A 25461-nucleotide genomic window follows, 5' to 3' on the forward strand; every position below is an offset into this window, starting at 1 on the left:
TCAATCGTGCGGCCGAGGGTCGGCATGCGAGGAGACTAAATGATCTAAGAATTCGAAAATAAATAACTTTTTCGAATTAGCTTATGGGCGAAAGGTTGAAGCAAATCTTGAGCCTGATGGAGGATTAAATGTGGGGGGGGGCTTGCTCCCGATATAGGTGGTTCAGTCACTGATTGGGTGACGGACACTCTGCTATCGGGAGCAAGCCCCCTCCCATAGGAGACCGTGTAGGTCCTTAGTTGCTGATGGCCAGAATGCTCGCCTGGTACGACCCGACAAACACATCGAAATCGCCCACTTCGTTTTGCTCCAGCTCCGCCTGCTGCGCCAGCGACGCGCGCGCCAGTTCTTCAAAGCGTGCCTGCTCTTCGGCCGCCAGCGGCTCCTTGCGGAAATGCTCGGCGTGCAGCTGGCTCTGATGCAGGGAGAACTGCGCAAAACTCTCCTTACGCTCGGCCATCGCCGCCAACACCTGGGCCGACGGGGTCAAGGACGGGTCCTGGACCTTGGCCAGCTGGGCGTCCAGCGCCTGGCTGTGTTCGCCGATGCCATGGCTCTGGTCAAGCAGCGCGGCCAACGGTGCGATCTTCTCCAGCAGCTCGGTGGCCCAGGCCTTCATGTCCACCGACGCACCGTCACGCTGCAACTCCAGGCCCGGACGCCGACCTTCCTTGACCACGCTGAGGAAGTTGGACGTGGCGTTACCGCATTCGTTATTGGCGAACAGCGGGCTGTCATTCAGAGCGCAGTACAGCAGGAACGCATCGAGGAAACGCGACTCCGGCAGGTCGATGCCCATCGGCAGGAACGGGTTGATGTCCAGGCAGCGCACTTCGATGTACTGAATGCCGCGGGCCATCAGCGCCTGGATCGGCCGTTCGCCGGTGTAGGTCACGCGCTTGGGGCGGATGTTGGAGTAGTACTCGTTTTCGATCTGCAGGATGTTGGTGTTGAGCTGCACCCACTCACCGTCCTTGTGCGTGCCGACTTCGACGTAGGGCGCGTAGGGCGTTGCCACCGCTTCGCGCAGGCTGTCGGTGTAGCTCGCCAGGTCGTTGTAGCAAGGCGTCAGGCCGGCCTGGGCGTTGCTTTGATAACCCAGGTCGCTCATACGCAAGCTGGTGGCGTAGGGCAGGTACAGGGTGTCTGCGTCGAGGACTTCCAACTGGTGCGAGCGACCGCGCAGGAACCCCGCGTCCAGCGCCGGTGAGGCACCGAACAGGTACATCAGCAGCCAGCTGTAGCGGCGGAAATTGCGGATCAGCGCGATATAGGCGTTGGACTGGTAATCGCGGTCGGTGCCGACAAATCCTTCAGTCTCCTTGAGCAACGGCCACAGCGTTTCCGGCAGGGAAAAGTTGTAGTGGATGCCGGCGATGCACTGCATGGTCTTGCCGTATCGCAGGGCCAGGCCCTTGCGGTACACGTACTTGAGCTGGCCGATATTGGAGGTGCCGTAGTAGGCAATCGGAATATCTTCCTCGGCCGGCAACGGGCATGGCATCGACGGGCTCCACAGGTATTCGCTGCCGAGCTTGGAATAGGCAAAACGGTGGATCTTGTCCAGGCTGCTCAGGGTATCGGCCGGGTTGGGCAGGGCCGGGGTAATGAACTCCAGCAGCGATTCGGAGTAGTCGGTGGTGATCAATTCGTTGGTCAACGCGGCGCCCAGGGCTTCGGGATGCGGCGTTTGTGCCAGGCGACCCTCACCGGTGACGCGCAGGCATTCACGCTCGATGCCGTGCAGGCAGTGCTCTAGCAGGGAGAGGTGTTCGCGCTTGCCGAGCAGGGCCAGGCGGCGGTTGAGAAGTTCGCTCAAGTTGGATTCCTTCACGCGTCAGTCGCCCCAATATGGGGGTGGGCAGGACGGTCTACAAGGGTGAAGTTAAAACTGGCGTGATCGCCTGGTTTTGAGTCGATTTGACCCGCTACTAATAAGCCTACTTCATTCCATGAATTGGGCTACAGCACAGCAGGAAAATTCCGACGCTGTTATCGCAGCGCCGAAATTAACTCAAATCAAGGGTGGGGAGCTATAGGACAGCGAACGTGCCCTGCGCTTTTGCGACAAGTCTTTCGTCCTGATACACATCGGCTTCGACCACCAGGGTGCGCCTGCCGGCGTGAATCACCCGGCTGGTGCACAGTACGTCACCGTCTTCGACGGCGCGGATGTAGTTGATCTTGCATTCGATGGTCGCGCTCTGCTGGTCAAAGCCATGGGCACTGGAACAGGCCAGGCCCATGGTGATATCGACCAGACTGAAAATAGCCCCGCCATGCAGCTTGCCCGCGCGGTTACGCAGGTGCGGCTCCAGGGTCAGGGCCACCTCGGCAACGCCGTCTTCCAGGCGTTGCAGGCGGCAGCCGATCAGTTCGCTGAACGCGCTCTGGGTCAACCCGGCGGGCATTTCCATCAGCGTTTCTTCAATTGCTTGGCGTTGGCGAACAGCGAGGCCATGGCATTGTTGCTTGGCGCTGCGGTCGCGGTTTCCTTGCGCGGTGCGTTGTTCTGCGACTGACGCGGTGCGGAGCCAGGGCGTGCGCCACGGGCACCGTCGATTTTCTCGCCGGGCTCGTCGCTCATGCGCATCGACAGGCCGACGCGCTTGCGCGGGATATCGACTTCCATGACCTTGACCTTGACCACGTCACCGGCTTTCACCGCTTCGCGCGGGTCTTTGATGAACTTCTCCGAAAGCGCGGAGATATGCACCAAACCGTCCTGATGCACGCCGATATCCACAAAGGCGCCGAAGTTGGTCACGTTGGTCACCACGCCTTCGAGGATCATGCCCGGCTGCAAATCCTTCAAGTCTTCGACGCCGTCCTGGAACTCGGCGGTCTTGAACTCGGGGCGCGGGTCGCGACCGGGTTTTTCCAGCTCTTGCAGGATGTCGGTGATGGTCGGCACGCCGAAGGTTTCGTCGGTGTACTTCTTCGGGTCCAGGCGCTTGAGGAAGGCGGCGTCGCCGATCAGCGAGCGAATATCGCGGTCGGTCTCGGCGGCGATGCGTTGCACCAGCGGATAGGCTTCCGGGTGGACGGCCGAAGAGTCCAGCGGGTTATCGCCGTTCATGACGCGTAGGAAACCGGCGGCTTGTTCGAAGGTTTTCTCGCCCAGGCGCGCAACTTTTTTCAGCGCGGCGCGGGTTTTGAAGGCGCCGTTTTCGTCACGGTGGGTCACGATGTTCTGCGCCAGCGTGGCGTTGAGGCCGGAGATCCGCGCCAGCAACGCCACGCTGGCGGTGTTGACGTCCACGCCGACGGCGTTCACACAGTCTTCGACCACGGCATCCAGGCCGCGCGCCAGTTTCAACTGCGACACATCGTGCTGGTACTGGCCGACGCCGATGGATTTGGGGTCGATTTTCACCAGCTCTGCCAGCGGGTCCTGCAGGCGGCGGGCGATGGACACCGCACCACGGATCGAGACGTCAAGGTCCGGGAATTCCTTGGACGCCAGCTCCGACGCCGAGTACACCGAAGCGCCGGCCTCGGAGACCATGACTTTGGTCATTTTCATCGCTGGGTATTTTTTGATCAGCTCGGCGGCCAGCTTGTCGGTTTCACGGCTGGCAGTGCCGTTGCCGATGGCGATCAGGTCCACCGAATGCTTGGCGCACAGCGCGGCCAGGATGGCGAGGGTCTGGTCCCACTTGTTATGTGGCACATGCGGGTACACGGTGGCGTGGTCCAGCAGCTTGCCGGTGGCGTCGACCACGGCGACCTTGCAGCCGGTGCGCAGGCCCGGGTCGAGACCCAGGGTGGCGCGCGGGCCGGCCGGGGCGGCCAGCAGCAGGTCGTGCAGGTTGTGGGCGAACACGTTGATCGCTTCGGTTTCGGCGCCGTCGCGCAGCTCACCGAGCAGGTCGGTTTCCAGGTGGGTGTAGAGCTTGACCTTCCAGGTCCAGCGCACGACTTCGCCGAGCCACTTGTCCGCAGGACGGTTCTGATTCTGGATGCCGAATTGTTGACCGATCATGCCTTCGCACGGGTGCATGGTGCCCGGCAACTCGTCGCCGACTTTCAGCGACGAGCTGAGAATGCCTTCGTTGCGGCCGCGGAAAATCGCCAGCGCGCGGTGCGATGGCATACTTTTCAGCGGTTCGTCGTGTTCGAAGTAATCGCGGAACTTGGCGCCTTCTTCCTCTTTGCCGGCGATGACGCGGGCGCTGAGGATGGCTTCCTGCTTGAGGTAGGTGCGCAGTTTTTCCAGGAGGCTGGCGTTTTCGGCGAAGCGCTCCATGAGGATGTACTTGGCGCCCTCGAGGGCGGCCTTGACGTCGGCGATGCCTTTTTCGGCATCGACAAAACGCGCGGCTTCGGCTTCCGGGGTCAACGACGGGTCGTTGAACAGCCCGTCGGCCAGCTCGCCCAGGCCGGCTTCGAGGGCGATCTGGCCTTTGGTGCGGCGCTTTTGTTTGTACGGCAGGTAGAGGTCTTCGAGGCGGGTCTTGGTGTCGGCAAGCTTGATGTCGCGCTCGAGTTGCGGGGTCAGCTTGCCCTGTTCCTCGATGCTGGCCAGGATGCTGATGCGCCGTTCGTCGAGTTCTCGCAGGTAGCGCAGGCGCTCTTCCAGGTGACGCAGTTGGGTGTCGTCGAGGCTGCCGGTCACTTCTTTACGGTAACGGGCGATGAAGGGCACCGTGGAGCCTTCATCCAGTAGAGCGACGGCCGCTTCGACCTGTTGTGGGCGTACGCCGAGTTCCTCGGCGATGCGGCTGTTGATGCTGTCCATAAAACCACCTGAAATTCTGAAAAGCAGCTCGCAGGCCCGGAAAACAAGGCCTTGCGCGGCTGGTTGAGCGGCCCGACTGGCGCCGCTACCTGGGTCAAGAGGCAGCCTATTGACCCTCGAAATCGAAAAAATCACGACAAGCGGGTAAAAAAAGCCCGGCAGTAAACGGTAACGATCTGACGTTGCCCTGCACGAAGGCGCCGCATTATAACCAGCGTTCTGTCCTTGAGGGCTACTGCACGCAGGGTTGTAGGGCGCGGGTTCGCTGGCAGTGGAGGAAAAATCTGCTAACAATGCACACGGTGCGTATAACGGCAGCTAGGCCATAATGCGCGCCGAGATAAGAGGAGCATCCAATGAGCAGCACTGCACAAACTGCTGAAGGCGAAAAAATTCTCATCGTTGATGACGATCCGGGGCTGAGCAGCCTGTTGGAGCGTTTCTTCAATTCCAAAGGCTACCGTGCCCGCGCGGTGCCGAACACCGAGCAGATGGACCGCCTGCTGGGGCGTGAAGTATTCAACCTGGTCGTGCTCGACCTGATGCTGCCCGGCGAAGACGGCCTTACGGCCTGCAAGCGTCTGCGCGGCGCGAACAACCAGATCCCGATCATCATGCTCACCGCCAAGGGCGATGAGCTGAGCCGTATCAAGGGCCTTGAACTGGGCGCCGATGACTATCTGGCCAAGCCATTCAATCCGGATGAGCTGATGGCGCGGGTCAAGGCCGTATTGCGTCGCCAGGCACCACCGGTTCCCGGTGCACCTGGCAGCGAAGACGAAAGCGTTACCTTTGGCGACTACGAGTTGTCGTTGGCAACTCGTGAGCTTAAACGTGGCGACGAAGTGCATATGCTCACCACCGGCGAATTTGCCGTGCTCAAGGCCCTGGTGATGAACGCCCGCCAGCCGCTGACCCGCGACAAGCTGATGAATCTGGCCCGTGGCCGCGAGTGGGACGCCCTGGAGCGCTCCATCGACGTGCAGATTTCCCGTCTGCGCCGGATGATCGAGCCGGACCCGTCCAAGCCACGGTATATCCAGACGGTATGGGGCGTGGGGTATGTGTTTGTGCCGGATGGCACCGCAACCAAGTGACCAATGATTTGCCGAGGCGGGCATTTTCGCGTTTGACTTTATAAGGGTCGACGCGATGCCCGGCGTCTGCAATTCTGCGAGCACCGCTCGTTCCTGCAAGGTGTCCAGCTGTCATCTATGAAAACCCCGCTGTGGTTCCCTCAAAGTTTCTTCTCGCGCACCCTTTGGCTGGTGTTGATCGTCGTTCTGTTTTCCAAGGCACTCACACTGGTTTATCTATTGATGAACGAGGACGTGCTGGTGGATCGGCAATACAGCCATGGTGTCGCGTTGACGTTGCGTGGTTATTGGGCCGTAGACCCCGAGAACCGCGAAAAGGTGGCCAAGGCCTCGACGTTGACCCGGGTCGACGGCGCCGGCGTCCCCGAAGGCGAGCAGCACTGGCCCTACAGCGAGATTTACCAGCGCCAGATGCAGGCCGAGCTGGGCGAGGATACCGAGGTGCGATTGCGCATGCATGTTTCGCCCGCGCTCTGGGTGAGGGCACCGAGCCTGGGGGATGCCTGGATCAAGGTGCCGTTGTATCCGCATCCGTTGCGGGGGCAGAAGATCTGGAACGTGCTGGGCTGGTTCCTGGCGATCGGCTTGCTCTCAACGGCCTCCGCCTGGATTTTCGTGCGTCAGCTCAACCAGCCGCTCAAACGCCTGGTGTTTGCCGCGCGCCAGCTGGGTCAGGGGCGCAGCGTGCGCCTGCCGGTCAGTGATACGCCCAGTGAGATGACCGAGGTGTATGGCGCGTTCAACCAGATGGCGGAAGACGTCGAACAGGCCGGGCGCGAACGCGAGCTGATGCTGGCGGGCGTGTCCCATGACCTGCGTACGCCATTGACGCGTTTGCGCCTGTCATTGGAGTTGATGGACAACCATACCGACCTGACCGACGACATGGTCCGCGATATCGAGGACATGGACGCGATTCTCGACCAGTTCCTGGCGTTTATCCGCGATGGCCGTGACGAAGTAGTGGAAGAAGTCGACCTGACCGACCTGGTGCGTGAAGTGGTAGCGCCTTACAACCAGAGTAGCGAACAGGTACGTATGCGTCTTGAGCCGATTCAGCCGTTTGCGTTGCGTCGGATCTCGATGAAGCGCCTGCTGAACAACCTGATTGGCAACGCCTTGCACCATGCCGGCTCCGATGTGGAAGTGGCGGCGTATGTATCCGGCGACAATGCGGCACCTTATGTGGTGTTGAGTGTGATGGACCGTGGCGCGGGGATTGATCCGGCCGAGCTGGAAGGCATTTTCAACCCGTTCACCCGTGGTGATCGTGCGCGGGGTGGCAAAGGCACTGGCCTGGGGCTGGCGATTGTGCGGCGCATTGCTTCGATGCATGGCGGCAATGTCGAACTGCGCAACCGCGAGGGCGGTGGTCTGGAGGCGCGGGTGCGCTTGCCGTTAGGCTTGATGCTGCCTAGAGACGCGGTCTAGGAACAGCTGCAAGCCGCAAGCTTAAAGCTGCAAGAGAAAGGTATGTCACTTTTGCCCTTTCTTGCAGCTTACAGCTTGAGGCTACCCACTGCTTTTCTAGCCCTTGCCTTTGGTCCGGGTCATATTCGGCCCACCATTCTTCTCCAGATGCTGAATGATGATCCCCGCCACATCCTTGCCCGTGGTGGTCTCGATCCCTTCCAGGCCTGGTGATGAATTCACCTCCATCACCAGCGGCCCGTGGTTTGACCGCAGGATATCCACACCCGCCACGGCCAGACCCATGACCTTGGCCGCCCGCAGCGCGGTCATGCGTTCTTCCGGGGTGATCTTGATCAGGCTGGCACTGCCGCCGCGGTGCAGGTTGGAGCGAAACTCGCCAGGCTTGGCCTGACGCTTCATCGCCGCAATCACCTTGTCGCCCACCACGAAGCAGCGAATATCCGCACCCCCGGCTTCCTTGATGTATTCCTGCACCATGATGTTCTGCTTGAGGCCCATGAACGCCTCGATTACCGACTCGGCGGCCGTCGCGGTTTCACACAGCACCACACCGATACCCTGGGTGCCTTCCAGCACTTTGATCACCAAGGGTGCGCCATTGACCATTTCGATCAGGTCGGGGATGTCGTCGGGGGAGTGGGCGAAACCGGTGACCGGCAGGCCGATGCCTCGACGCGACAGCAATTGCAGCGAACGCAGCTTGTCTCGCGAGCGCGCAATGGCGACCGATTCATTCAGGGGGAACACCCCCATCATTTCAAACTGGCGCAGCACCGCGCAGCCATAAAACGTCACCGAAGCGCCGATACGCGGAATCACCGCATCAAAGCCCTCCAGCGGCTTACCGCGGTAATGGATCTGCGGCTTGTGGCTGGCAATGTTCATGTAGGCACGCAACGTGTCGATCACCACCATTTCGTGGCCACGTTCGGTGCCGGCCTCGACCAGGCGGCGGGTGGAATACAGACGCGGGTTTCGCGACAGCACAGCAATCTTCATGCAGCACCTGGGGCAGAAATAGTAGAGACCGGGAACACCGGCTTGTCTTGAACGTACTTGAGGCCGGGATTGACTACCAACTGGCCGTCAATCAACGCCTTGGAGCCCAGCAATAAGCGGTAGCGCATGGCCTTGCGGCAGGCGAGGGTGAATTCCACCCGCCATACCCCATCCCCCAGCGCCAGGGTGGTGCTGATCACATAGCGCACCTGCGCATGGCCGTTGGAGCTCTTGATGGTTTTCATTGTCACCAGTGGGGCTTCGCAGCGGCGATGACGCAGCTGCACCACGCTGCCCAGGTGTGCGGTAAAGCGCACCCACTTTTCACCGTCGCGCTCAAAGGGCTCGATATCGGTGGCGTGCAGACTGGAGGTGCTGGCACCGGTGTCGATCTTCGCGCGCAGGCCTGCCACTCCCAGGTCGGGAAGTGCCACCCACTCACGCAGACCCACAACGGTCAAATGGTCAAATGTCTTCAATATGGGTAACCGATCAGTTCGCCCAGGCCTGAGGTGAGACCTTGGCCAGGGCATTGAATGCGGGCTTGGCGAACCAGTAACCCTGCATCAGAAATATTCCACAGTCGGACAGAAAGTCTCGCTCGCCGGCAGTTTCGACGCCTTCGGCAATGACAGTAACGCCCAACTGCTCACAGATTGTGACAATCCCCCGGACGATCACCTGACGGACACGGTCCTGGTCGACATCGCGAATCAGCGCCATATCGAGTTTGATCAGGTCAGGTTGGAAATCGGCCAACAGATTCAGCCCCGAATAGCCCGCGCCGAAATCATCGATGGCGGTCTTGAAACCGAATTCGCGGTATTCACGCAGAATATTCGTCAAATGGCGATAGTTATCTACATGCTCGCTTTCGAGGGTCTCGAAAATCAGCCGGTCCACTGGGAAATTATGTGCACGGGCCGCCTCCAGCGTGCTGCGGATACACAGCTCCGGACGGTAGACAGCATTGGGCATGAAATTGATCGAAAGGTAGGTCTGCATCCCCAATGCCGCAGCGCCGGCGATCGCCTGGGTACGGCAGCGCTGGTCGAAGCGGTAACGATTGGCTTCGGTGATTTGATCGAGCACCGACAGCGCCCCTTCACCGTTGACACCGCGCACCAAGGCTTCGTTGGCGAAGATCGAATGGTCACGAAGGTCTACGATGGGCTGGTAGGCGAAAGCAAAATCGAACCCCAGGGGCTCGCTTTGCTGGCATCCCACGCATCGCTGGTTTGGCGAGGTCAGTGAAATCGGAAAGTCGGTCACGGCATGTCCTCGCGAAAACAGAATGCTACCTGGCGTATCTTAGGTGAGCCTTGGGGTTTATGCGTCGAAGGGTTTCAACGGTAAAGTTGCGACATTTTTCAGAGCGAGGAATTCAAGTGGCTCAAAAGCAGGAAGAGGAAGAAAAGGTCCGGTTGGACAAGTGGTTGTGGGCCGCGCGTTTCTACAAGACGCGTGCCCTGGCGAAGGCCGCCATTGAGAGTGGCAAGGTGCATCATCGCGGTGAGCGCTGCAAACCGGGCAAGGAGCCGCGCATCGGCGACGAGTTGCAGATTCGTACCGGTTTCGACGAAAAGACCATTGTGGTCCAGGCGCTGTCCATCGTGCGCCGGAGCGCACCTGAAGCGCAGGCGTTGTACACCGAGACCGAAGCCAGCATCGCCAAGCGCGAAAATGCGGCGGCGATGCGCAAGGCGGGGGCTTCAGGTCTGACCACCGATGGCAAGCCAAGCAAGAAGCAGCGCCGCGATCTGTTCAAGTTTCGCGGCAGTGGCAATGATGACTGATCGCGCAGATCCCCCTGTGGGAGGGGGCGTTAAGGGGCTGTGCGCACGATGCTCAATTGTCCGATCACCGGCAACTTGCCGAGTAACTCGAAGATCGGCGTCGTCACCCTCAGCAGCGCCCCCGACACCACCGCCGCAAACGGCGTGTAATACCCCCAACCCAACGCCAACAGCGCCAGCAGCACCCCGCCGATGTAATCGTCCTGGCCCCAATGCGCGCCTGCCACCAGGCGCGGCATCATGAACAACACTGCCAGCCCCCAGATCACCAGCACCTGGCCGACACGCCGGGCAAATACCGTCATGAACATTCCCCAGATCAACAGCACCGACGCATGATCCCCCGGAAAGCTCTGGCTCGAACGGTCCTTCAGCTCCCAGGTCTTCTCCAGGCCAGGGAAAAAGTCACTCATTTGCACTGCCCCACCAATCATCATCGAGGGGCTGCTGTGTTGCCAGCCCATCTGCGCGGCCAGCTTGGAAAACAGCATGCGGATGAACAACAGCAGCAACAAAATGCCGACAAAACCTAACAGCCCCTGGCGCACCTGCACGGCCTTGAATACCCAGTCGCCGCGAATCAGCAGGGTCAGCAGAATCACCCCGACCACCGCGTCAAACGGCCGCAAACTGGCGACAGCCCACAGATGCAGCCACGTTGCATTGGTCGCCAGCGGGTCGTTGAGCAGATGAAACAGCCACTCGTCGAAAATCACACACAGCATCTGCCCCGTGGGCCACAGCCAAAAACACAGCAGTCCGATAGCGAGTAGATTGCAAAGAGCCCATCGCCGGAGGTTCCACTTGGCTTGGAACAAACCCGGATTGTTCATAAACTGTCCCTCTTCGCTCTATTAAGTTCTCTGTTTCCAAGAGAAAACCGCACCAGAATGGTGCTAAAGCGTTTAATTTTATAAACGCTGTAACCAATTTGTCATCAATTCAGATACCCAGACCTATGACTGATTTACCGGATACCGACTTCACCCAACGCTTCATTTTCGACGAGAGCGACGCCCGCGGCGAGATGGTCTCGTTGGAGCGCAGCTATGCCGAAGTCCTTGCCAAGCACCCCTATCCGGAGCCGGTCGCACAGCTGCTTGGTGAGCTGATGGCGGCCGCCGCGCTGCTGGTCGGCACCATGAAATTCGACGGCTTGCTGATCCTGCAGGCCCGCTCCGAAGGACCGGTGCCGATGCTGATGATCGAGTGCTCCAGCGAGCGTGAGATCCGTGGACTGGCTCGTTATGAGGCCGACCGGATCGCTCCGGACGCCACGCTCAGCGACCTGATGGCCAATGGTGTATTGGCCATTACGGTCGACCCGACGGAAGGCCAGCGTTACCAGGGCATCGTCGACCTTGACGGCGAAACGCTGTCGGACTGCTTCACCAACTATTTCGTGATGTCCCAGCAGGTGGGCACCAAGTTCTGGCTCAACGCCGACGGCAAGCGCGCCCGTGGCCTGTTGGTCCAACAGCTGCCGGCCGACCGTATCAAGGACGACGATGACCGTGCCGAAAGCTGGCGGCACATCATTGCCCTGGCCGACACCCTGAAAGCCGAAGAACTGCTGGGCCTGGACAACGAAACCATCCTGCATCGCCTGTACCACGAAGAAGCCGTGCGCTTGTTCGATGCACAGGGCCTGCGCTTCAAGTGCAGCTGCTCGCGCGAGCGTTCGGCCAATGCGTTGGTCAGCCTGGGCCTGGAAGATGCGCAAAATCTGGTGGTGGAACACGGTGGCCATATCGAGATCGACTGCCAGTTCTGCAACGAGCGCTACCTGTTCGATGCGGCTGATGTCGCTCAATTGTTCGCCGGCGCTGGCATCGACACGCCTTCCGACACCCGCCACTAAAACGTTTAAGCACAGGTAAATCACCTGACAAATGCCGGATTAGAGGTGTTCTGACGGGAGGGCCCTACTCTTTTTGGGCTTTTCTGGCATAATCCGGCCCACTTTTTTCGCGGTAGTAGTGCGCAACTTTCTACTACAAAACGTTTGGAGCACTCGGCCACAGGCCGACGGGGAACCTCATGACGCAAGCCAATAACGCCGTATACACCGATCTGAGTGTTGACGATCTGGTCAAAGAAGCCCTGCAGCGCGGTGAAGGCGTGCTTGCCGATACTGGCGCGCTGGTCGTGGAAACCGGTCACCGCACCGGTCGTTCGCCGGTTGACCGTTTCATCGTTGAAGAGCCTTCCACCCAGGACGCCATCGCCTGGGGCCCGATCAACCGCAAGTTCCCGGCCGACAAGTTCGATGCCCTGTGGAACCGCGTAGAAGCCTTCAACAACGCGCAAGAGCACTTCGTTTCCCACGTTCACGTAGGGGCTGCCGAAGACCACTACCTGGCCGTCAAAATGACCACCCAGACTGCCTGGCAGAACCTGTTCGGTCGTTGCCTGTTCATCAACCCGGCACAGTACAACCCGGCCGGCCGGGATGAGTGGCAAGTGCTCAACGTGGCCAACTTCGAGTGCGTGCCAGAGCGTGACGGCACCAACTCCGACGGTTGCGTGATCCTCAACTTCGCCCAGAAAAAAGTGCTGATCGCCGGCATGCGTTACGCCGGTGAAATGAAAAAAGCCATGTTCTCGGTGCAGAACTTCCTGCTGCCGGCCGCCGACGTACTGCCGATGCACTGCGCCGCCAACATTGGCGAAGCGGGCGACGTGACCCTGTTCTTCGGCCTCTCCGGCACTGGCAAGACCACCCTGTCGGCCGACGAAAGCCGTTACCTGATCGGTGACGACGAACACGGCTGGGGCGAGGGCGTGGTGTTCAACATCGAAGGCGGTTGCTATGCCAAGTGCATCGACCTGTCCGAGAAGAACGAGCCGGTTATCTGGAAAGCCATCAAGCACGGCGCGGTATTGGAAAACGTCGTGATCGACGAAGCCAAGCACGCTGACTACGCCGACGTGAGCCTGACCCAGAACAGCCGTGCCGCCTACCCGCTGGAGCACGTTGCCAAGCGTTCCGAGAAGAACCTGGGCGGCGAGCCAAACGCGGTGATCTTCCTGACCTGCGACCTGACCGGCGTACTGCCGCCCGTGTCGATCCTCAGCGAAGAGCAAGCGGCCTACCACTTCCTGTCCGGCTACACCGCATTGGTGGGCTCGACCGAAATGGGTTCGGGCAGCGGCATCAAGTCGACCTTCTCCACCTGCTTCGGTGCGCCATTCTTCCCGCGCCCGGCTGGTGAATACGCTGAGCTGTTGATCAAGCGCATCCGCGGCTTCGGCTCCAAGGTCTACCTGGTCAACACCGGCTGGACCGGCGGCGGCTACGGTGTCGGCAAACGCTTCAATATCCCGACCACGCGCGGCGTGATCGCAGCGATCCAGAGCGGCGCTCTGATCGGTGCCGAAACCGAACACCTCGACACCATCAACCTTGACGTGCCATTGGCCGTACCGGGCGTTGAAACCGGCCTGTTGAACCCACGTAACACCTGGGCTGACAAGGCGGCTTACGATGAAGCGGCGAAGGCGTTGGCCGGCCTGTTCATCGAGAACTTCAAGAAATTTGAAGTGAGCGATGCGATCAAGGCTGCGGGTCCCAAGTTGTAAGATTCGCATGTTGTGAAAAAGCCGCCTCTTGTGGGCGGCTTTTTTGTGCGCGATGGGTTAATAAGCAATGTGCAAAAGCACCGCCCCGACCAGCACCAACACGACCCCCAGCACTTGCACGGCCGCCAATCGCTCCTTGAAAAACACAAACCCCAGAATCGCCGCAATCCCACCCGACAACGTGCTGATCACTGTTACCACCGAGACCGATCCGGCCATCGCTCCCCATGAAAACGCCGAGAACCCGCCGAGGTTCATCACGCTGGCGCCGGTTAACGTTGCGCAGTTTTTCAACGGTGGTATTTTCAGGCCGTCCTTGATCCTCAGCACCATCATCACCAGTACGCACACGCCCACCAGATAACCCAGCCACAGCATGGTAATCGGCCCCAGCGCCGGTAATGTATAGCGGCCCTGCAACCAGAAACTGGTGCCGTACAGCAATGCGGCGAGCATGGCGTAGGCGATGGACAGACGTGGGTTGTTATGAGGGACGCCGTTGTCCTTGTGGAGGCTGGAGAGGATCACACCGAGCACGCACAGGGCGATGCAGCCGAGTTGGATCAGATTGATGTGTTCACCGCTGGCCCAGGACAGCAGGGTGGTGACCACGCCGTATGACGTCACCAGCGGCGCAACGATGGCTGCTTTGCCCAGAGCGAAAGCCTTGGACAGCGCGAGCGCGCCGGACACAGTGAGCAGTGCGGCGGCAATGCCCAGCAGCCAGACGCTCAGTGACGCGTCGAGGGCTTTGAAGAGGAAGATCGGAAAGATGACCAGCAGCAAGGTCATGATCAGGAAGCCAAGTGCCTGACCGAAATACACGGCGCGTTTAACACCGACGGCGCGGGCATTGAGGCCCACGAGGAAATCCGTGCCGCCCCAGAGCAGGGCGGCCAGCAGGCCCATTGTTGCGTCCATGCAAGATCCTTGTTGTTTTGAACGCGGCCCCTTGGGCTCGCGCAGATCCAATGTGGGAGGGGTTGCGGTGTGCCTGGAGTCGGTGTTCGCTCAGCTCAGGTTCTCCAGCGTCTGCGTGTCCCAGCTGTGGGTCTTGATCGCCAGATACAGCATACCGATGGTCAGTGGCACTTTTTCGCCACGACCCTTGGCGCGGTGTTTCATGAACACGTCGAACATCGGCGGGTTGAAGTAACGATAAGCGTCGTAGTCGCCCAGGTCGACGCCAAAATCCTGTTCCAGTGCTTCCATGAGTTGTTTGGCCTCACTGCCGTCGCAACCCAGGTCGAAGTTGATCGCCGTTTGCAGGCGGAGGGTCTTGTGTTTCGGCAGGCCGATTTCTTCGTGCAGCAGTTGCAGCAACTGTTGCATCGCGGGGTCTTCGGGGAAGTTGGGGGCCAGGTTCATGGTGGGGGCACGCAGGAGTGGGTGAGGGGGATGGTTGCGTTGGAGACGGTATTTGTTTCGAGTGATCAAGAGCGCCAAGCCTATCAAGAACAGGGCGAAGGGTAGGAGCTCAATACTTAAAATGATGGCAGCGACGGGTAGCCAGAACATAAGCATCAAGCCGGTTGCGATAAAAGTGACGGCGAAGCGCTTTCTGAGCGTGCAGTCGGTGATCTTGTAGTACAGCAAAAGGTAAAGGCCGAGAAATATCGCCAGTTGTAGGTAAAGCAGCTGACTATGATTCATCTGAGTACACATGCATTGAGATGCTGTATCGCTGGGGTAAGGCGAATCACGCTGAACGTGACGCCGTAATGGCCGACGTGTTGAGTCCTTTCGATGTTCACATTTTTTTGCCGAAAAAATTGAGAGAGCGCTAGTTTCGGTCAGAAAGAGGGACGTTCTGTAGAGGGGCGAGCAGGTGTTTTTTGCAGTTTAGGAATGGGATTGCGCGGTGCTTGGCCGTTTCCTACAGTAGTTTCTGGCATTTTCGGCTTGGCAGCGATTTGACAGGTAAAACGGCTCAAACTATGGGAGTCGGGCTTGCCACGCGATGGCGGTGTAGCGCCCCGAAAAGCCAACTTCCTTAGTTGGCCGGCCTGCTGATACACCGCTCGAATATGGCCTCCAGCCCGCGATAATCGCACGCCACCGCATCAATATTCGCCGGTATCCACGCTGCATGTTTGACCAGCCACCAGTTCACCGAAAACCCCGCATTCACGATGATCTGTTCGAACAAAATCCGTTGCGCCCGGCCGTTGCCTTCGCGGAAGGGGTGAACAACATTGAGGTCGCCGTACGCCTCGGCAATTTGTGTCACCAGTTCGGCCTGGCTCGCGCCGACAAACCAGTTCGCCTGTTCCATATGCCGAATGATCTTCGCCGCTTCCGGTGTGATGCGCTCCGGGGTGCAGAACAGTGTGTCGCCTTTCTGGATGTTGACGCTGCGCAGTTCACCGGCCCAGTCGTAGATGTCGCCGAACAGCGTACGGTGGATGTGTTGCAGGCGCTCGAGGTCGTAGGGTGGTGGGAAAAGCGGGAGGTTGCCTACGGCGATTTCGGATAATTCCCGCTCGGCCTGATGCAGGCGGTGCTCGTCGAGCAAATCGAGGCGGTTGCGCAGGACGCTGCTACCGGGATAGCAGTACGGGTCCTGGCCCACCCGGTATTTGTCGAGCATCAGCGTGAGGTGTTGCGGTACTTGGCAAGCACGGCTTCGCGGGTCGGCAAGGGTTTGTCGACGTCGGCGGGTTGGGTCTCGAACCCTTCCAGGCGCAGGCTGGCCAGGTAATTGGAACGGCGGATCTTATGGTAGTGATCCTGTTTTTGCTCAAACGTCAGCTCGCTCATCGCAGCGTCCTCCTGGGTAGCAAGGCTTGATTGTAGCGCAATGCGTCAGCGGGCAGGCGGGATAAAAAACGCGTCACATTTTGTATAAAAAGTCCGCCAGCAGGCTGAATTCAGCGTATGTTTCACCGCAAAATCTTGTAGGGCGATTCCGCCCGTTACTTAAAGGGAGTTAAGCATGAGTTTGCTTCGTGTCGCTTCGGCGATGTCTTTGTGTGCGGTGGCTTTTTCCGCTCAGGCCGAACAGTTGCCGATTGAAGTGCTCAGCGCGGTGGTCAAGGACCAGAAAATCGCCGACGCCGAAGTGCTGCTGCAACGCAACGGCGCGCAGAACGTGGTGGGTCGTACCAACGCCCAGGGCCAGGTGACCTTGACCAGCGAGGCGGCTGATGATGCCAGCAACCTGCTAATCATCAAGAAGCCTGGTTATTCCAACCTGGTGGTGAAGTGCCCGTGCAAGGGCATGACCTATGCCATCAGCCCGGTGATGGAAAACCTCGATGGCCTGCGTGTGGTGCTGACCTGGGGCCAGACGCCGGACGATCTCGACTCCCATATGATCTTCCCCGGCAACAATATCTACTTCGAGAACAAGACCGGCACCGACGCCGAGTTGGACGTGGATGACACCGACAGCTACGGCCCTGAAACCATCACCCTGCAGAAAAAACACTACGGCGAAAGCTACGTTTACGCCGTGCACGACTACAGCAACGGCGGTAATCCAAGCTCGCGCCAGTTGTCCAACAGCGAAGCCAAAGTGTTCGTGTACATGGGCCAATCGCTGGTACGCACCTACTATGTGCCGAAAAACCGCAGCGGTAACCTGTGGACAGTGTTCCGCATGACCGGTAGCGGCGACTTCCAGGACATCAACACGTTCAGCGGTGTGAAGGTCGATGCCAAGAACGTACTGAACGAAGTAAAGCCGTTGCTGGATGACAGCGTTGCAGTCACCGCAGTAGCTGTCAGCTCATCCGCACAAGCTGATGCGAAGCGTCTGAACGTACAGGGTGAAGCGGCCTACCAAGCGGGTAACCTGGACCAGGCGATTGATCTGTTCCGTCAGGCTATCGATCTGGACAATGGGTTTGGCAAGGCCTACGGCAACCTCGGTCTGGCATATCAGAAGGCCGGTAACACTGCCGAGTCGATCTGGGCCAATCGCAAGGCCATCGCCCTGGCGACCGGTGCCAATGCGGCCACCGTACGTGCCGGCGCCTACTACAACATTGCGCGGATCTATGAAGCGGCGGGGCAGTTTGCGGATGCGTTGCGTCATTACCAGTTGGCCAAGGAGCAGAAGGCCAATCCGGTGTATGACACGGCGATTGAGCGCGTGCGGAACCGCTGATTCAGCCATGGCGCGGTTCTGAAAATGTGGGAGGGGGCAAGCCCCTCCCACATTTGGATCTGTGTCTTCCTGCTACCTGCTCATATTATTCCCACTTCGGCCCTGGGCCATCCCCCACCCTGTGTATCATCCTGTCTCTTTTTTTCATGCGACCTTTCTCGATCCGCTGAGCCGACTGGGCTACGTTTTTAAGCCACGTTCAACGGTCAATGGAGTGACAGCCTATGCACGACACCCTCCAGCAGGTCTTCGGTTATCCACAGTTTCGTTTGGGCCAGGAAGAAACGGTCAGCGCCGTTCTGGCAGGTCGTTCGGCGGCCGCGATTTTCCCGACCGGGTCGGGCAAGTCCCTGTGTTATCAACTGTCTGCCGTACTGCTGCCACACCTGACATTGGTGGTGTCGCCACTGTTGGCGTTGATGCAGGACCAGTTGGGCTTCTTGCAACGCCACGGTATCTCGGCGGGCAGCATCGATTCGGCGCAGAGTCGCGAGGCGGCCAATGACGTGATGGCTCGCGCCCGTTCCGGCGAGTTGAAAATCCTGATGATTTCCGTGGAGCGCCTGAAGAACGAGCGCTTTCGTAATTTTCTGCAAAGCGTGCGGATCTCATTGCTGGTGGTGGATGAGGCGCACTGTATTTCCGAATGGGGCCACAACTTTCGTCCGGACTACCTGAAACTGCCGGACTACCAACGCCAGTTCAAGATCCCGCAAGCGCTGCTGCTGACGGCTACCGCCACGCCCAAGGTGATTGCCGATATGCAGGCCAAGTTCGCTATTGCGCCGGACGATGTGGTGACCACGGGTTTCTATCGACCGAACCTGAACCTGTTGGTCGAGCCGGTCAGCGGGGCGGACAAGCGCCGACGCCTGGTGCAGTGGATGAGCGAGCGCGCCAACCAGCCGAGCATCGTTTACGTCACCCTGCAGAAAACCGCCGAGCAGATCGCCGAACACTTGAATCGCAACGGCATCCAGGCCGAGGCCTATCACGCCGGTTTGCCCCATGACAAACGCGAAGGTATCCAGCAGCGCTTCATGGGCGGTCGCTCCAATTGCATTGTCGCCACCATCGCGTTCGGCATGGGCATCGACAAGAGTGACATCCGCAATGTGGTGCACTTCGACCTGCCCAAATCCATCGAGAACTACAGCCAGGAAATCGGCCGCGCCGGGCGTGATGGCCAGCCTTCGGACTGCCTGGTGTTGGCCAACCGCGACAGTCTCAATGTGCTGGAGAACTTCATCTACGGCGATACGCCCGAGCAGGAGGGCATCCGCCACGTGCTCGAAGACTTGCAGGCGGCGCGCAGCGAGGGGCAGTGGGAGTTTGTGCTGAGGTCGCTGTCGGACCACAGCAATATTCGTGAGTTGCCGCTCAAGACGCTGTTGGTGCAACTGGAACTCAAAGGCGTGATCGCGCCGCGCTATGCGTTTTATGCCGAATACCGCTTCAAGTACCTGATTGAGCCAGAGGCTTTACTGGCGCGCTTCTCGGGTGAGCGGCAGCAGTTTGTCGCGGCCATTATCCAGGTGTGCAAGCGCGCGAAAACCTGGGCGACGGTGGATTTCGACGCGCTTTACCAGCAGCACAACGCCGAGCGCGGCCGCGTGGTGAAGGCGCTGGATTACTTCCAGGAGCAGGGCCTGATCGAGCTGGAAAGCAAGCAGATGACGGAGGTCTACAGCCTGCTGAATACCGATTTTGATCCACTGGTGCTGAGCGCCGAGTTATACACAGGCTTCAAGCAGCACGAGGTGACGGAGGTGGCGCGGATTCACGCCATGCTTGATCTGTTTGCCACTGAACAGTGCCTGGGGCAACGGTTGGCGCGGTATTTCGGTGATGAGAACGCACCGCAGCGCTGCGGACATTGCTCGGTGTGCCACGGGCACGTCGCGCATCTGCCACCGCCGCCGAGTCTGCCGCCGCTTGTGGATAAAAACTTCATGGGGCTGTGCGGTGATTTTATCCACAGGCATCATGTGCACACCGGCCAACTGCCCGGCGCGGAACGGCTGACGCGGTTCCTGGGTGGGATCAGTGTGCCGTTGTTCAACAAGTTAAAGGCGCGGGGCATTCCGGGTTTTGCTGCGCTGGAGGACTACCCCTACGCCGAAGTGCGCGAGTGGGCCGAGGCCCATTTGAACGACCTGTAAATTCCCTTTCACCAGAGGTCTACATGCCTGACTCCGTGCCGCAACGTGCCGATTACCCTCACTTCCAGCCGATCATTACGCGCTGGCACGACAATGATGTGTACGGCCATGTCAACAACGTCACCTATTACAGCTTCTTCGACACGGCGGTGAATACCTACCTGATCGAGCAGGGCGGGCTGGATATTCATGACGGCGAGGTGGTGGGATTTGTGGTGAGTTCGGCGTGCGATTACTTCGCGTCGATCGCCTTTCCCGAGCGCATTGAAATCGGCTTGCGAGTGGGCAAGCTGGGCAACAGCTCAGTGCAGTATGAGTTGGCGGTGTTCAAGACAGGCGAAGAGGAAGCCTGTGCGGCGGGGCGTTTTGTGCATGTGTTTGTGGACAGGGGGACGAACCAGCCGGTGACGATTCCGGGGATGTTGCGTGAGGCATTGCAGCGGTTGGTGGTGTAGCCGGCCCCCCCAAAAAAAATACTGCAAAACTAATGTGGGAGGGGCGGTGCGACGATTCGACTTGCCCCCTCCCACATGGATACTGCTGTGATCTTCAGACTGCGTATGGATCAGTCGCGATAACGATGCTTGTTCTTGCGATGCCCATAGGCATGGCCACGGCCTGGGTGGTCATCGCGGTAGTAGCGACGGTCGTCACGGTCGCGTCCACGATAACGGCGGTCATCGTCGTCGCTCTTGTTACCCATGTAGTTGCCCAGCGCGCCACCTGCGCCACCACCGGCTGCGGAGCCGACCAGTGCGCCGGTGCTGCCGCCGACACTGCGCCCCACGACGTTGCCGCCGGCTGCGCCCAGTGCGCCGCCAATGGCGGCTTCGCCACGGCTGCGCTTGTCGGCGCCGACCGCGCTACCACCCGCGCCGCCAAGGGCCGCGCCGATGGTCGAACCTGTGTTGCCGCCCAGTTGTTGGCCGACAACTGAACCTAGAACCCCGCCCAATGCGCCGCCTACACCGGCTTCGGTGGTGCCACCGGCCATGGCTGCGCCACTGACCAGGCCAAGGGACAACAAGAGAATCGAGGAAAGCTTCATTCAGGTAAACCTCAAGGGGATGACGGCGCGATCCTGAGGCCGTATTGACATGCTGACAATAGAAATCCGACCAGTAACACGAGTTGTACACAATTCTCTAAGTTACTGTTTTAACTGCGGAACTTAAGTGATTTTTGCGAGTCATTAGCTCTTCGGAACGGCCGCTTTTATGCAAAAGCGGCCTTTTTTTGTGTCCAAAATGATCGATCAGGCCGAGCGCGACATGATCAAACCGCTCTCGCTCGCGGCTTCCAGGCGAATCGCCACGAATTTCGAGGTTGGCGTATGGCTGCCATCGCCGGTACTTTCGAGCGGCACCAGCGGATTCACTTCCGGGTAATAAGCGGCTGCCTGCCCCGCCGGAATATCAAATGCCAGCAAGGTAAAGCCCTTGACGCGGCGCTCACGGCCGTCTTCCCACAGCGACACAATGTCGGCCTTTTGTCCTGGCTTGAAGCCCAGTCGGATGATGTCGGCTTCGTTGACGAACAATACGTCACGCTGGCCTTTGACCCCACGGTAGCGATCGTCCAGACCATAAATGGTGGTGTTGTACTGATCGTGGGAGCGCATCGATTGCATGATCAGGTCCGGCACACGGCCTGTGGCGTGGGTCCGCTCGTGGATCAGGTCCTTGGGCAGGCTGTTCGGGCGGAAGTTGGCGCGGCCAGACGGGGTATTCCAGCGGCGTGCGCCGGCGGAGTTACCCAGATAGAACCCGCCCGGGTGCTTGATCTTTTCGTTGAAATCCTTGAAGCCCGGGATGGTGTCGGCGATCAGGTCGCGGATACGCCCGTAGTCAGCCACCAGCCAGTTCCAGTCCACCGGTTTGCTGCCCAGGGTAGCGGCGGCTATACCGGCGAGGATGGCAGGCTCGGATTTCATCAGCTTGGACAGCGGTTGCAGTTGGCCATTGGAGGCGTGAACCATGCTGAACGAGTCTTCCACCGTGACCGCTTGCGGGCCTTCGGCCTGGATGTCGATATCGGTACGGCCAAGGCACGGCAGAATCAGTGCGTCTTTACCGTGGGTCAGGTGGCTGCGATTGAGCTTGGTGCTGATCTGCACGGTCAGGTCGCAGTTGCGCAGCGCCTCGAAGGTGCGGGTGCTGTCCGGCGTGGCTTGGGCGAAGTTGCCGCCCAGGCCGATAAACACCTTGGAGCGCCCTTCAAGCATGGCGTGGATCGCTTCGACCACGTTGTGCCCGTTGGTGCGCGGTACCCGAAACTGGAAGCGACGCTCCAGCGAGTCGAGGAACGCCACCGGAGGACGTTCGTTGATGCCCATGGTGCGATCGCCCTGCACGTTACTGTGGCCACGCACCGGGCACAGGCCGGCGCCCGGGCGGCCGATGTTGCCGCGCAGCAGCATCAGGTTGGCGAGTTCCTGGATGGTCGGCACCGAGTGGCGGTGCTGGGTAATGCCCATCGCCCAGCACATGATCACGTTCTTGCCTTTGGCGTACATGCGCGCCGCTTGCTCGATCTGCACCAGCGGCAGGCCGGATTGCTCGACGATTTCGTCCCATGAGGTGTCGTCGATCCTGGCCAGGTAATCCAGCACGTTGGCCGTGTGTTCGTTGAGGAAGTCGTGGTCGAACACCGCTTCCTTGCCTTCGGCCTGGGCCTGGCGTTCCCACAGCAGCAGGAACTTGGCCATGCCGCGCAGGATGGCCATGTCGCCGCCCAGCGCCGGGCGGAAATAGGCGGTGTTGGTTGGCTTGTCGCCGTTGGTGAGCATTTCCAGCGGGTGCTGCGGGTGCTGGAAGCGTTCCAGACCGCGTTCTTTCAAGGGGTTGATGCACACCACTTGCGCGCCGCGCTTAACCGCTTCGCGCAAGGGTTCGAGCATGCGCGGATGGTTGGTCCCAGGGTTCTGGCCCCACACGAAAATCGCGTCGGCGTGTTCGAAATCATCAAAGGTCACGGTGCCTTTACCGACGCCCACGCTCTGCGCCAGGGCCACGCCGCTGGCCTCGTGGCACATGTTCGAGCAATCCGGGAAATTGTTGGTGCCGTAGGCGCGCACGAACAGCTGATACAGGTAGGCCGCTTCGTTGCTGGCCCGGCCCGAGGTGTAGAACTCGGCCATGTCCGGGCTTGGCAAGGCGTTGAGGTGCTTGCCGATCAGGTCGAAGGCCGCTTCCCAACTGACGGGTGTGTAGCGGTCGGTCTCGGCGTCGTAGCGCATCGGTTCGGTCAGGCGGCCCTGGTACTCGAGCCAGTAATCGCTCTGCTCCAGCAACGCGGTCACGCTGTGCTTGGCGAAAAACGCAGCGTCCACACGGCGCTTGGTGGCTTCCCAGTTGACCGCCTTGGCGCCGTTTTCACAGAACTTGACCATGCCGCTTTCCGGCGAGTCACCCCAGGCGCAGCCTGGGCAATCGAAGCCGCCGTTCTGGTTGGTCTTGAGCATCATGCGCAGGTTTTTCAGCGCGTTGTCGCTGGTCAGCCAGGCCTGTGCCACGCTGATCAGTGCGCCCCAGCCGCCGGCCGGGCCTTTGTAAGGCTTGTAGCGCGGGGTCGGGGTTTGGTCGGCTTGATGATGATTGCTCACGGCTGGTTCTCCATCGCAGGGCTGTAGACCCGCGGCGCACTTTTTTGCGGCAGGTGGATGAGATTGAGGTTGTGCCGGCGGGCCCATTGCAGGGCCAGGCCTGTGGGCGACGACAGGCTGACCAGGGTCTGGATGCCCGCACGCAGGACTTTCTGGATCAATTCGAGGCTGCAACGGCTGGTGACAATCGCCAAGCCACCTTCGGTGGGGATCTTTTGGCGGATCAGCGCACCGATCAATTTATCCAGGGCGTTGTGCCGGCCGATGTCTTCGCGGCCCAGCAGCAATTCGCCCCGGTGGTTCATAAACACTGCCGCATGCACCGCGCCGCTGTACTGGCCCAAGGGCTGGAACGCGCCGATGCGTTGGCGCAGGCCATCGAGCCATTCGGCCGGCGGCAAGGGCGCGCCGGGCAGTGCCTGAAGATCCGGCAGGGCCTGCTCCACCGCTTCCACGCCGCACAGGCCACAGCCGCTGGTACCGGCCAACTGACGGCGCTGTTGCTTGAGGTTCCAGAACGCGCGACTGGAAATCTGCACCTGAGCCTGCTGGGCAGAGCCCGAGCCGCTGAGTTTCAGGTCATAAATATCGCTGACGTCGGCGATGATGCCGCTGCCGATGCTGAAACCGACGACAAAGTCTTCCAGGTCCGTCGGCGTCACCAGCATGACTGCCTGACTGATGTCGTTATAGGCAATGGCCAACGCCACTTCTTCGGCCAGCGCAGTGCTGCCGACATCCGTGTGTTCGAGATTGCAATACTGGTAGCTCTGGCTGGCGGCGGGCGCGGGCATTTGGAGAGCGGGCGCCGCGCAGACAGGGCGCTTGGCGTTCATGAGGCAGTACCACCGGCGGATTGATCAGTGTTTAGACTAGGCGCGACAAAGCGTCGCGTCTAATTGCCAGTACTGATCTACCGATAGATGACGTCGATCAAGGCTCGATGTGCAATTTCTGATACAGCGCGAAACAGGCCTCGGCCAACGCCGAACGGGGTGCGCTGCGACGCATGATCAGCCCCAGGCGCGCCAGGGTGTGAGCGTCTTCGATCGGTTGCAGGCGCAGGTGTTCGGTGAGCGCTTCCAGGCCACCGTCCAATGGCATCACCGCGCAGCAGAGGCCGCCGTGTACGGCTTGTAATAACTGATGGACGGCATCGGTTTGCAGCAGCGGTTGCGGATGGAGCCCACGGCTGTGGAAGTTGTGGTCGATGGACTGGCGAAAATGCATGCCGCTGGTGAGCATGCCCAGGGGCAGTTCGATCAGCGCCTCCCAGCTCAACGGCGTGTCGCCGAAGCTGAAAAAACGTTGATCGTAGAGCAGGCCCATGCGGGTTTCACCCAGGGCCAGCGAGTCGAAGCGTTCGTTGTCCAGGCGCTCCAGGTATGACACGCCCAGGTCCAGGCGATTGCTCGCCAATTGCTCAAGAATCTGTTCCGAGCTGAGGGCCGACAGCTCGAAGCGCAGGCTCGGGTGCTCTTTATGCAATTGTTGCATCAACGCCAACGGATCAAAACTCGACAGTGGCACTACGCCCAGGCGCAACGTACCGACCAGGTTACCGCGACAGGCAGCGGCTTCGGCCTGCAAGCCGTCATAGGCCGCCAGCACCGTGCGCGCCCAGGCCAGCACGCGCTCGCCAGGGGCGGTGAAGCCTTCGAAGCGCTGGCCGCGATTGACCAGAGGCAAGTCCAGCTCTTCTTCCAGACTGCGCAGGCGCATCGACAGGGTCGGTTGGGTGATATGGCAACGCGCCGCGGCCTGGCCGAAGTGACGGGTTTCGTCGAGGGCGATGAGGAATTTCAGCTGTTTGATGTCCATCTTCGCTCCAGGGCTTATTCCAATGGCGGTGGGATTCTAGCGCGTTTGGGTCTTGGGCCGGTCTGGAACCCAATTGTGTGGGATTGGTCTAGTCTTGGGCATCTGGAACTTAAA

General features: G+C 60.0%; 23 protein-coding genes. 8 read left to right on the forward strand and 15 right to left on the reverse strand.

Annotated features, from left to right (window positions below):
- Positions 1 to 235: 235 nt before the first annotated feature.
- From gshA to PSH66_RS01365, 3 genes are all read right to left on the reverse strand, one after another.
- Entirely contained in the window at positions 236 to 1819 is a 1584-nt protein-coding gene (gene gshA / locus PSH66_RS01355) for a glutamate--cysteine ligase (RefSeq protein WP_141064631.1), read from the reverse strand.
- A 214-nt stretch (positions 1820 to 2033) separates the two neighbouring features.
- Positions 2034 to 2417 (reverse strand): PaaI family thioesterase, encoded by a 384-nt coding sequence (locus PSH66_RS01360; RefSeq protein ID WP_003171017.1) that lies wholly within the window; start codon positions 2415 to 2417, stop codon positions 2034 to 2036.
- Entirely contained in the window at positions 2417 to 4741 is a 2325-nt protein-coding gene (locus PSH66_RS01365; protein ID WP_003171019.1) for a Tex family protein, read from the reverse strand. The genes PSH66_RS01360 and PSH66_RS01365 overlap by 1 nt, the downstream gene beginning before the upstream one ends.
- Before the next feature lie 356 nt (positions 4742 to 5097).
- Here PSH66_RS01365 and ompR point away from each other — a divergent pair, with 356 nt between their 5' ends.
- Entirely contained in the window at positions 5098 to 5838 is a 741-nt protein-coding gene (gene ompR, locus PSH66_RS01370; protein ID WP_015373500.1) for a two-component system response regulator OmpR, read from the forward strand.
- A 117-nt stretch (positions 5839 to 5955) separates the two neighbouring features.
- Positions 5956 to 7269, forward strand: a complete 1314-nt coding sequence (locus PSH66_RS01375) for an ATP-binding protein (protein WP_003171021.1) — start codon at positions 5956 to 5958, stop codon at positions 7267 to 7269.
- Between the two features lie 96 nt (positions 7270 to 7365).
- Here the strand turns inward: PSH66_RS01375 and rimK are convergent, their stop codons facing one another.
- From rimK to PSH66_RS01390, 3 genes are all read right to left on the reverse strand, one after another.
- Positions 7366 to 8271: a 30S ribosomal protein S6--L-glutamate ligase gene (gene rimK, locus PSH66_RS01380; RefSeq protein WP_003171022.1), complete on the reverse strand. Its 906-nt coding sequence runs from the start codon at positions 8269 to 8271 to the stop codon at positions 7366 to 7368.
- Positions 8268 to 8684, reverse strand: coding sequence for an ATP-dependent zinc protease (locus PSH66_RS01385; protein ID WP_254854389.1), 417 nt, complete (start codon positions 8682 to 8684; stop codon positions 8268 to 8270). Before PSH66_RS01385 ends, rimK begins: the two co-directional genes overlap by 4 nt.
- Before the next feature lie 79 nt (positions 8685 to 8763).
- Complete coding sequence (locus PSH66_RS01390) at positions 8764 to 9543, reverse strand: EAL domain-containing protein (protein WP_003171024.1); 780 nt, start codon at positions 9541 to 9543, stop codon at positions 8764 to 8766.
- 116 nt (positions 9544 to 9659) lie between these two features.
- Here PSH66_RS01390 and PSH66_RS01395 point away from each other — a divergent pair, with 116 nt between their 5' ends.
- Positions 9660 to 10067, forward strand: coding sequence for an RNA-binding S4 domain-containing protein (locus PSH66_RS01395; RefSeq protein ID WP_305428238.1), 408 nt, complete (start codon positions 9660 to 9662; stop codon positions 10065 to 10067).
- A gap of 29 nt (positions 10068 to 10096) precedes the next feature.
- Here PSH66_RS01395 and PSH66_RS01400 read toward each other — a convergent pair whose 3' ends face one another.
- Positions 10097 to 10900 carry a phosphatase PAP2 family protein gene (locus PSH66_RS01400; protein ID WP_305428239.1) on the reverse strand — a complete coding sequence of 268 codons (804 nt, stop codon included), beginning with the start codon at positions 10898 to 10900 and terminating at the stop codon, positions 10097 to 10099.
- A gap of 125 nt (positions 10901 to 11025) precedes the next feature.
- Between PSH66_RS01400 and hslO the strand changes: the two genes are divergently transcribed.
- Entirely contained in the window at positions 11026 to 11928 is a 903-nt protein-coding gene (gene hslO, locus PSH66_RS01405; protein ID WP_003171027.1) for an Hsp33 family molecular chaperone HslO, read from the forward strand.
- 179 nt (positions 11929 to 12107) lie between these two features.
- On the forward strand, positions 12108 to 13649 hold the full coding sequence (locus PSH66_RS01410; protein ID WP_078731105.1) for a phosphoenolpyruvate carboxykinase: 1542 nt from the start codon (positions 12108 to 12110) through the stop codon (positions 13647 to 13649).
- 57 nt (positions 13650 to 13706) lie between these two features.
- Here PSH66_RS01410 and PSH66_RS01415 read toward each other — a convergent pair whose 3' ends face one another.
- From PSH66_RS01415 to PSH66_RS01430, 4 genes are all read right to left on the reverse strand, one after another.
- Positions 13707 to 14558: a DMT family transporter gene (locus tag PSH66_RS01415; protein WP_078822888.1), complete on the reverse strand. Its 852-nt coding sequence runs from the start codon at positions 14556 to 14558 to the stop codon at positions 13707 to 13709.
- 102 nt (positions 14559 to 14660) lie between these two features.
- The gene (locus PSH66_RS01420) at positions 14661 to 15017 is read right to left on the reverse strand and encodes a DUF1493 family protein (protein WP_305428240.1); all 357 of its coding nucleotides are present in this window, start codon (positions 15015 to 15017) and stop codon (positions 14661 to 14663) included.
- A 625-nt stretch (positions 15018 to 15642) separates the two neighbouring features.
- Positions 15643 to 16239, reverse strand: a complete 597-nt coding sequence (locus PSH66_RS01425) for a putative adenosine monophosphate-protein transferase Fic (protein ID WP_305428241.1) — start codon at positions 16237 to 16239, stop codon at positions 15643 to 15645.
- A complete protein-coding gene (locus PSH66_RS01430) occupies positions 16239 to 16409 on the reverse strand; it encodes a YhfG family protein (RefSeq protein WP_003171034.1) in 171 nt (56 codons plus the stop codon). The genes PSH66_RS01425 and PSH66_RS01430 overlap by 1 nt, the downstream gene beginning before the upstream one ends.
- A gap of 175 nt (positions 16410 to 16584) precedes the next feature.
- Between PSH66_RS01430 and PSH66_RS01435 the strand changes: the two genes are divergently transcribed.
- From PSH66_RS01435 to PSH66_RS01445, 3 genes are all read left to right on the forward strand, one after another.
- Entirely contained in the window at positions 16585 to 17760 is a 1176-nt protein-coding gene (locus tag PSH66_RS01435) for a tetratricopeptide repeat protein (RefSeq protein ID WP_003171036.1), read from the forward strand.
- 224 nt (positions 17761 to 17984) lie between these two features.
- Complete coding sequence (locus PSH66_RS01440) at positions 17985 to 19922, forward strand: ATP-dependent DNA helicase RecQ (protein WP_305428242.1); 1938 nt, start codon at positions 17985 to 17987, stop codon at positions 19920 to 19922.
- A gap of 23 nt (positions 19923 to 19945) precedes the next feature.
- The gene (locus PSH66_RS01445; protein WP_003171038.1) at positions 19946 to 20377 is read left to right on the forward strand and encodes a thioesterase family protein; all 432 of its coding nucleotides are present in this window, start codon (positions 19946 to 19948) and stop codon (positions 20375 to 20377) included.
- 110 nt (positions 20378 to 20487) lie between these two features.
- Here the strand turns inward: PSH66_RS01445 and PSH66_RS01450 are convergent, their stop codons facing one another.
- The 4 genes from PSH66_RS01450 to PSH66_RS01465 form a co-directional block, all read right to left on the reverse strand.
- On the reverse strand, positions 20488 to 20970 hold the full coding sequence (locus PSH66_RS01450) for a glycine zipper domain-containing protein (RefSeq protein ID WP_003171039.1): 483 nt from the start codon (positions 20968 to 20970) through the stop codon (positions 20488 to 20490).
- Between the two features lie 207 nt (positions 20971 to 21177).
- Entirely contained in the window at positions 21178 to 23526 is a 2349-nt protein-coding gene (locus PSH66_RS01455) for an FdhF/YdeP family oxidoreductase (RefSeq protein ID WP_003171040.1), read from the reverse strand.
- A complete protein-coding gene (fdhD, locus tag PSH66_RS01460; protein ID WP_003171041.1) occupies positions 23523 to 24362 on the reverse strand; it encodes a formate dehydrogenase accessory sulfurtransferase FdhD in 840 nt (279 codons plus the stop codon). Before fdhD ends, PSH66_RS01455 begins: the two co-directional genes overlap by 4 nt.
- A 97-nt stretch (positions 24363 to 24459) precedes the next feature.
- The gene (locus PSH66_RS01465) at positions 24460 to 25347 is read right to left on the reverse strand and encodes a LysR family transcriptional regulator (protein WP_141064618.1); all 888 of its coding nucleotides are present in this window, start codon (positions 25345 to 25347) and stop codon (positions 24460 to 24462) included.
- Between the last annotated feature and the right edge of the window lie 114 nt (positions 25348 to 25461).

This window comes from Pseudomonas sp. FP597, from assembly GCF_030687435.1.
Taxonomy (GTDB): domain Bacteria; phylum Pseudomonadota; class Gammaproteobacteria; order Pseudomonadales; family Pseudomonadaceae; genus Aquipseudomonas; species Aquipseudomonas lactucae.

Excerpts from the sequence above, each read along its gene's own strand:
- PSH66_RS01425 (WP_305428241.1), bottom strand. The coding sequence starts at position 16,239 with ATGCTCGACAAATACCGGGTGGGCCAGGACCCGTACTGCTATCCCGGT.
- PSH66_RS01415 (WP_078822888.1), bottom strand. The coding sequence starts at position 14,558 with ATGGGCCTGCTGGCCGCCCTGCTCTGGGGCGGCACGGATTTCCTCGTG.
- fdhD (WP_003171041.1), bottom strand. The coding sequence starts at position 24,362 with ATGAACGCCAAGCGCCCTGTCTGCGCGGCGCCCGCTCTCCAAATGCCC.
- rimK (WP_003171022.1), bottom strand. The coding sequence starts at position 8,271 with ATGAAGATTGCTGTGCTGTCGCGAAACCCGCGTCTGTATTCCACCCGC.
- hslO (WP_003171027.1), top strand. The coding sequence starts at position 11,026 with ATGACTGATTTACCGGATACCGACTTCACCCAACGCTTCATTTTCGAC.
- PSH66_RS01400 (WP_305428239.1), bottom strand. The coding sequence starts at position 10,900 with ATGAACAATCCGGGTTTGTTCCAAGCCAAGTGGAACCTCCGGCGATGG.
- PSH66_RS01360 (WP_003171017.1), bottom strand. The coding sequence starts at position 2,417 with ATGGAAATGCCCGCCGGGTTGACCCAGAGCGCGTTCAGCGAACTGATC.
- PSH66_RS01435 (WP_003171036.1), top strand. The coding sequence starts at position 16,585 with ATGAGTTTGCTTCGTGTCGCTTCGGCGATGTCTTTGTGTGCGGTGGCT.
- ompR (WP_015373500.1), top strand. The coding sequence starts at position 5,098 with ATGAGCAGCACTGCACAAACTGCTGAAGGCGAAAAAATTCTCATCGTT.
- PSH66_RS01375 (WP_003171021.1), top strand. The coding sequence starts at position 5,956 with ATGAAAACCCCGCTGTGGTTCCCTCAAAGTTTCTTCTCGCGCACCCTT.
- PSH66_RS01420 (WP_305428240.1), bottom strand. The coding sequence starts at position 15,017 with ATGAACCTGGCCCCCAACTTCCCCGAAGACCCCGCGATGCAACAGTTG.
- PSH66_RS01445 (WP_003171038.1), top strand. The coding sequence starts at position 19,946 with ATGCCTGACTCCGTGCCGCAACGTGCCGATTACCCTCACTTCCAGCCG.
- PSH66_RS01465 (WP_141064618.1), bottom strand. The coding sequence starts at position 25,347 with ATGGACATCAAACAGCTGAAATTCCTCATCGCCCTCGACGAAACCCGT.
- PSH66_RS01365 (WP_003171019.1), bottom strand. The coding sequence starts at position 4,741 with ATGGACAGCATCAACAGCCGCATCGCCGAGGAACTCGGCGTACGCCCA.
- PSH66_RS01410 (WP_078731105.1), top strand. The coding sequence starts at position 12,108 with ATGACGCAAGCCAATAACGCCGTATACACCGATCTGAGTGTTGACGAT.
- PSH66_RS01430 (WP_003171034.1), bottom strand. The coding sequence starts at position 16,409 with ATGAGCGAGCTGACGTTTGAGCAAAAACAGGATCACTACCATAAGATC.
- PSH66_RS01440 (WP_305428242.1), top strand. The coding sequence starts at position 17,985 with ATGCACGACACCCTCCAGCAGGTCTTCGGTTATCCACAGTTTCGTTTG.
- PSH66_RS01450 (WP_003171039.1), bottom strand. The coding sequence starts at position 20,970 with ATGAAGCTTTCCTCGATTCTCTTGTTGTCCCTTGGCCTGGTCAGTGGC.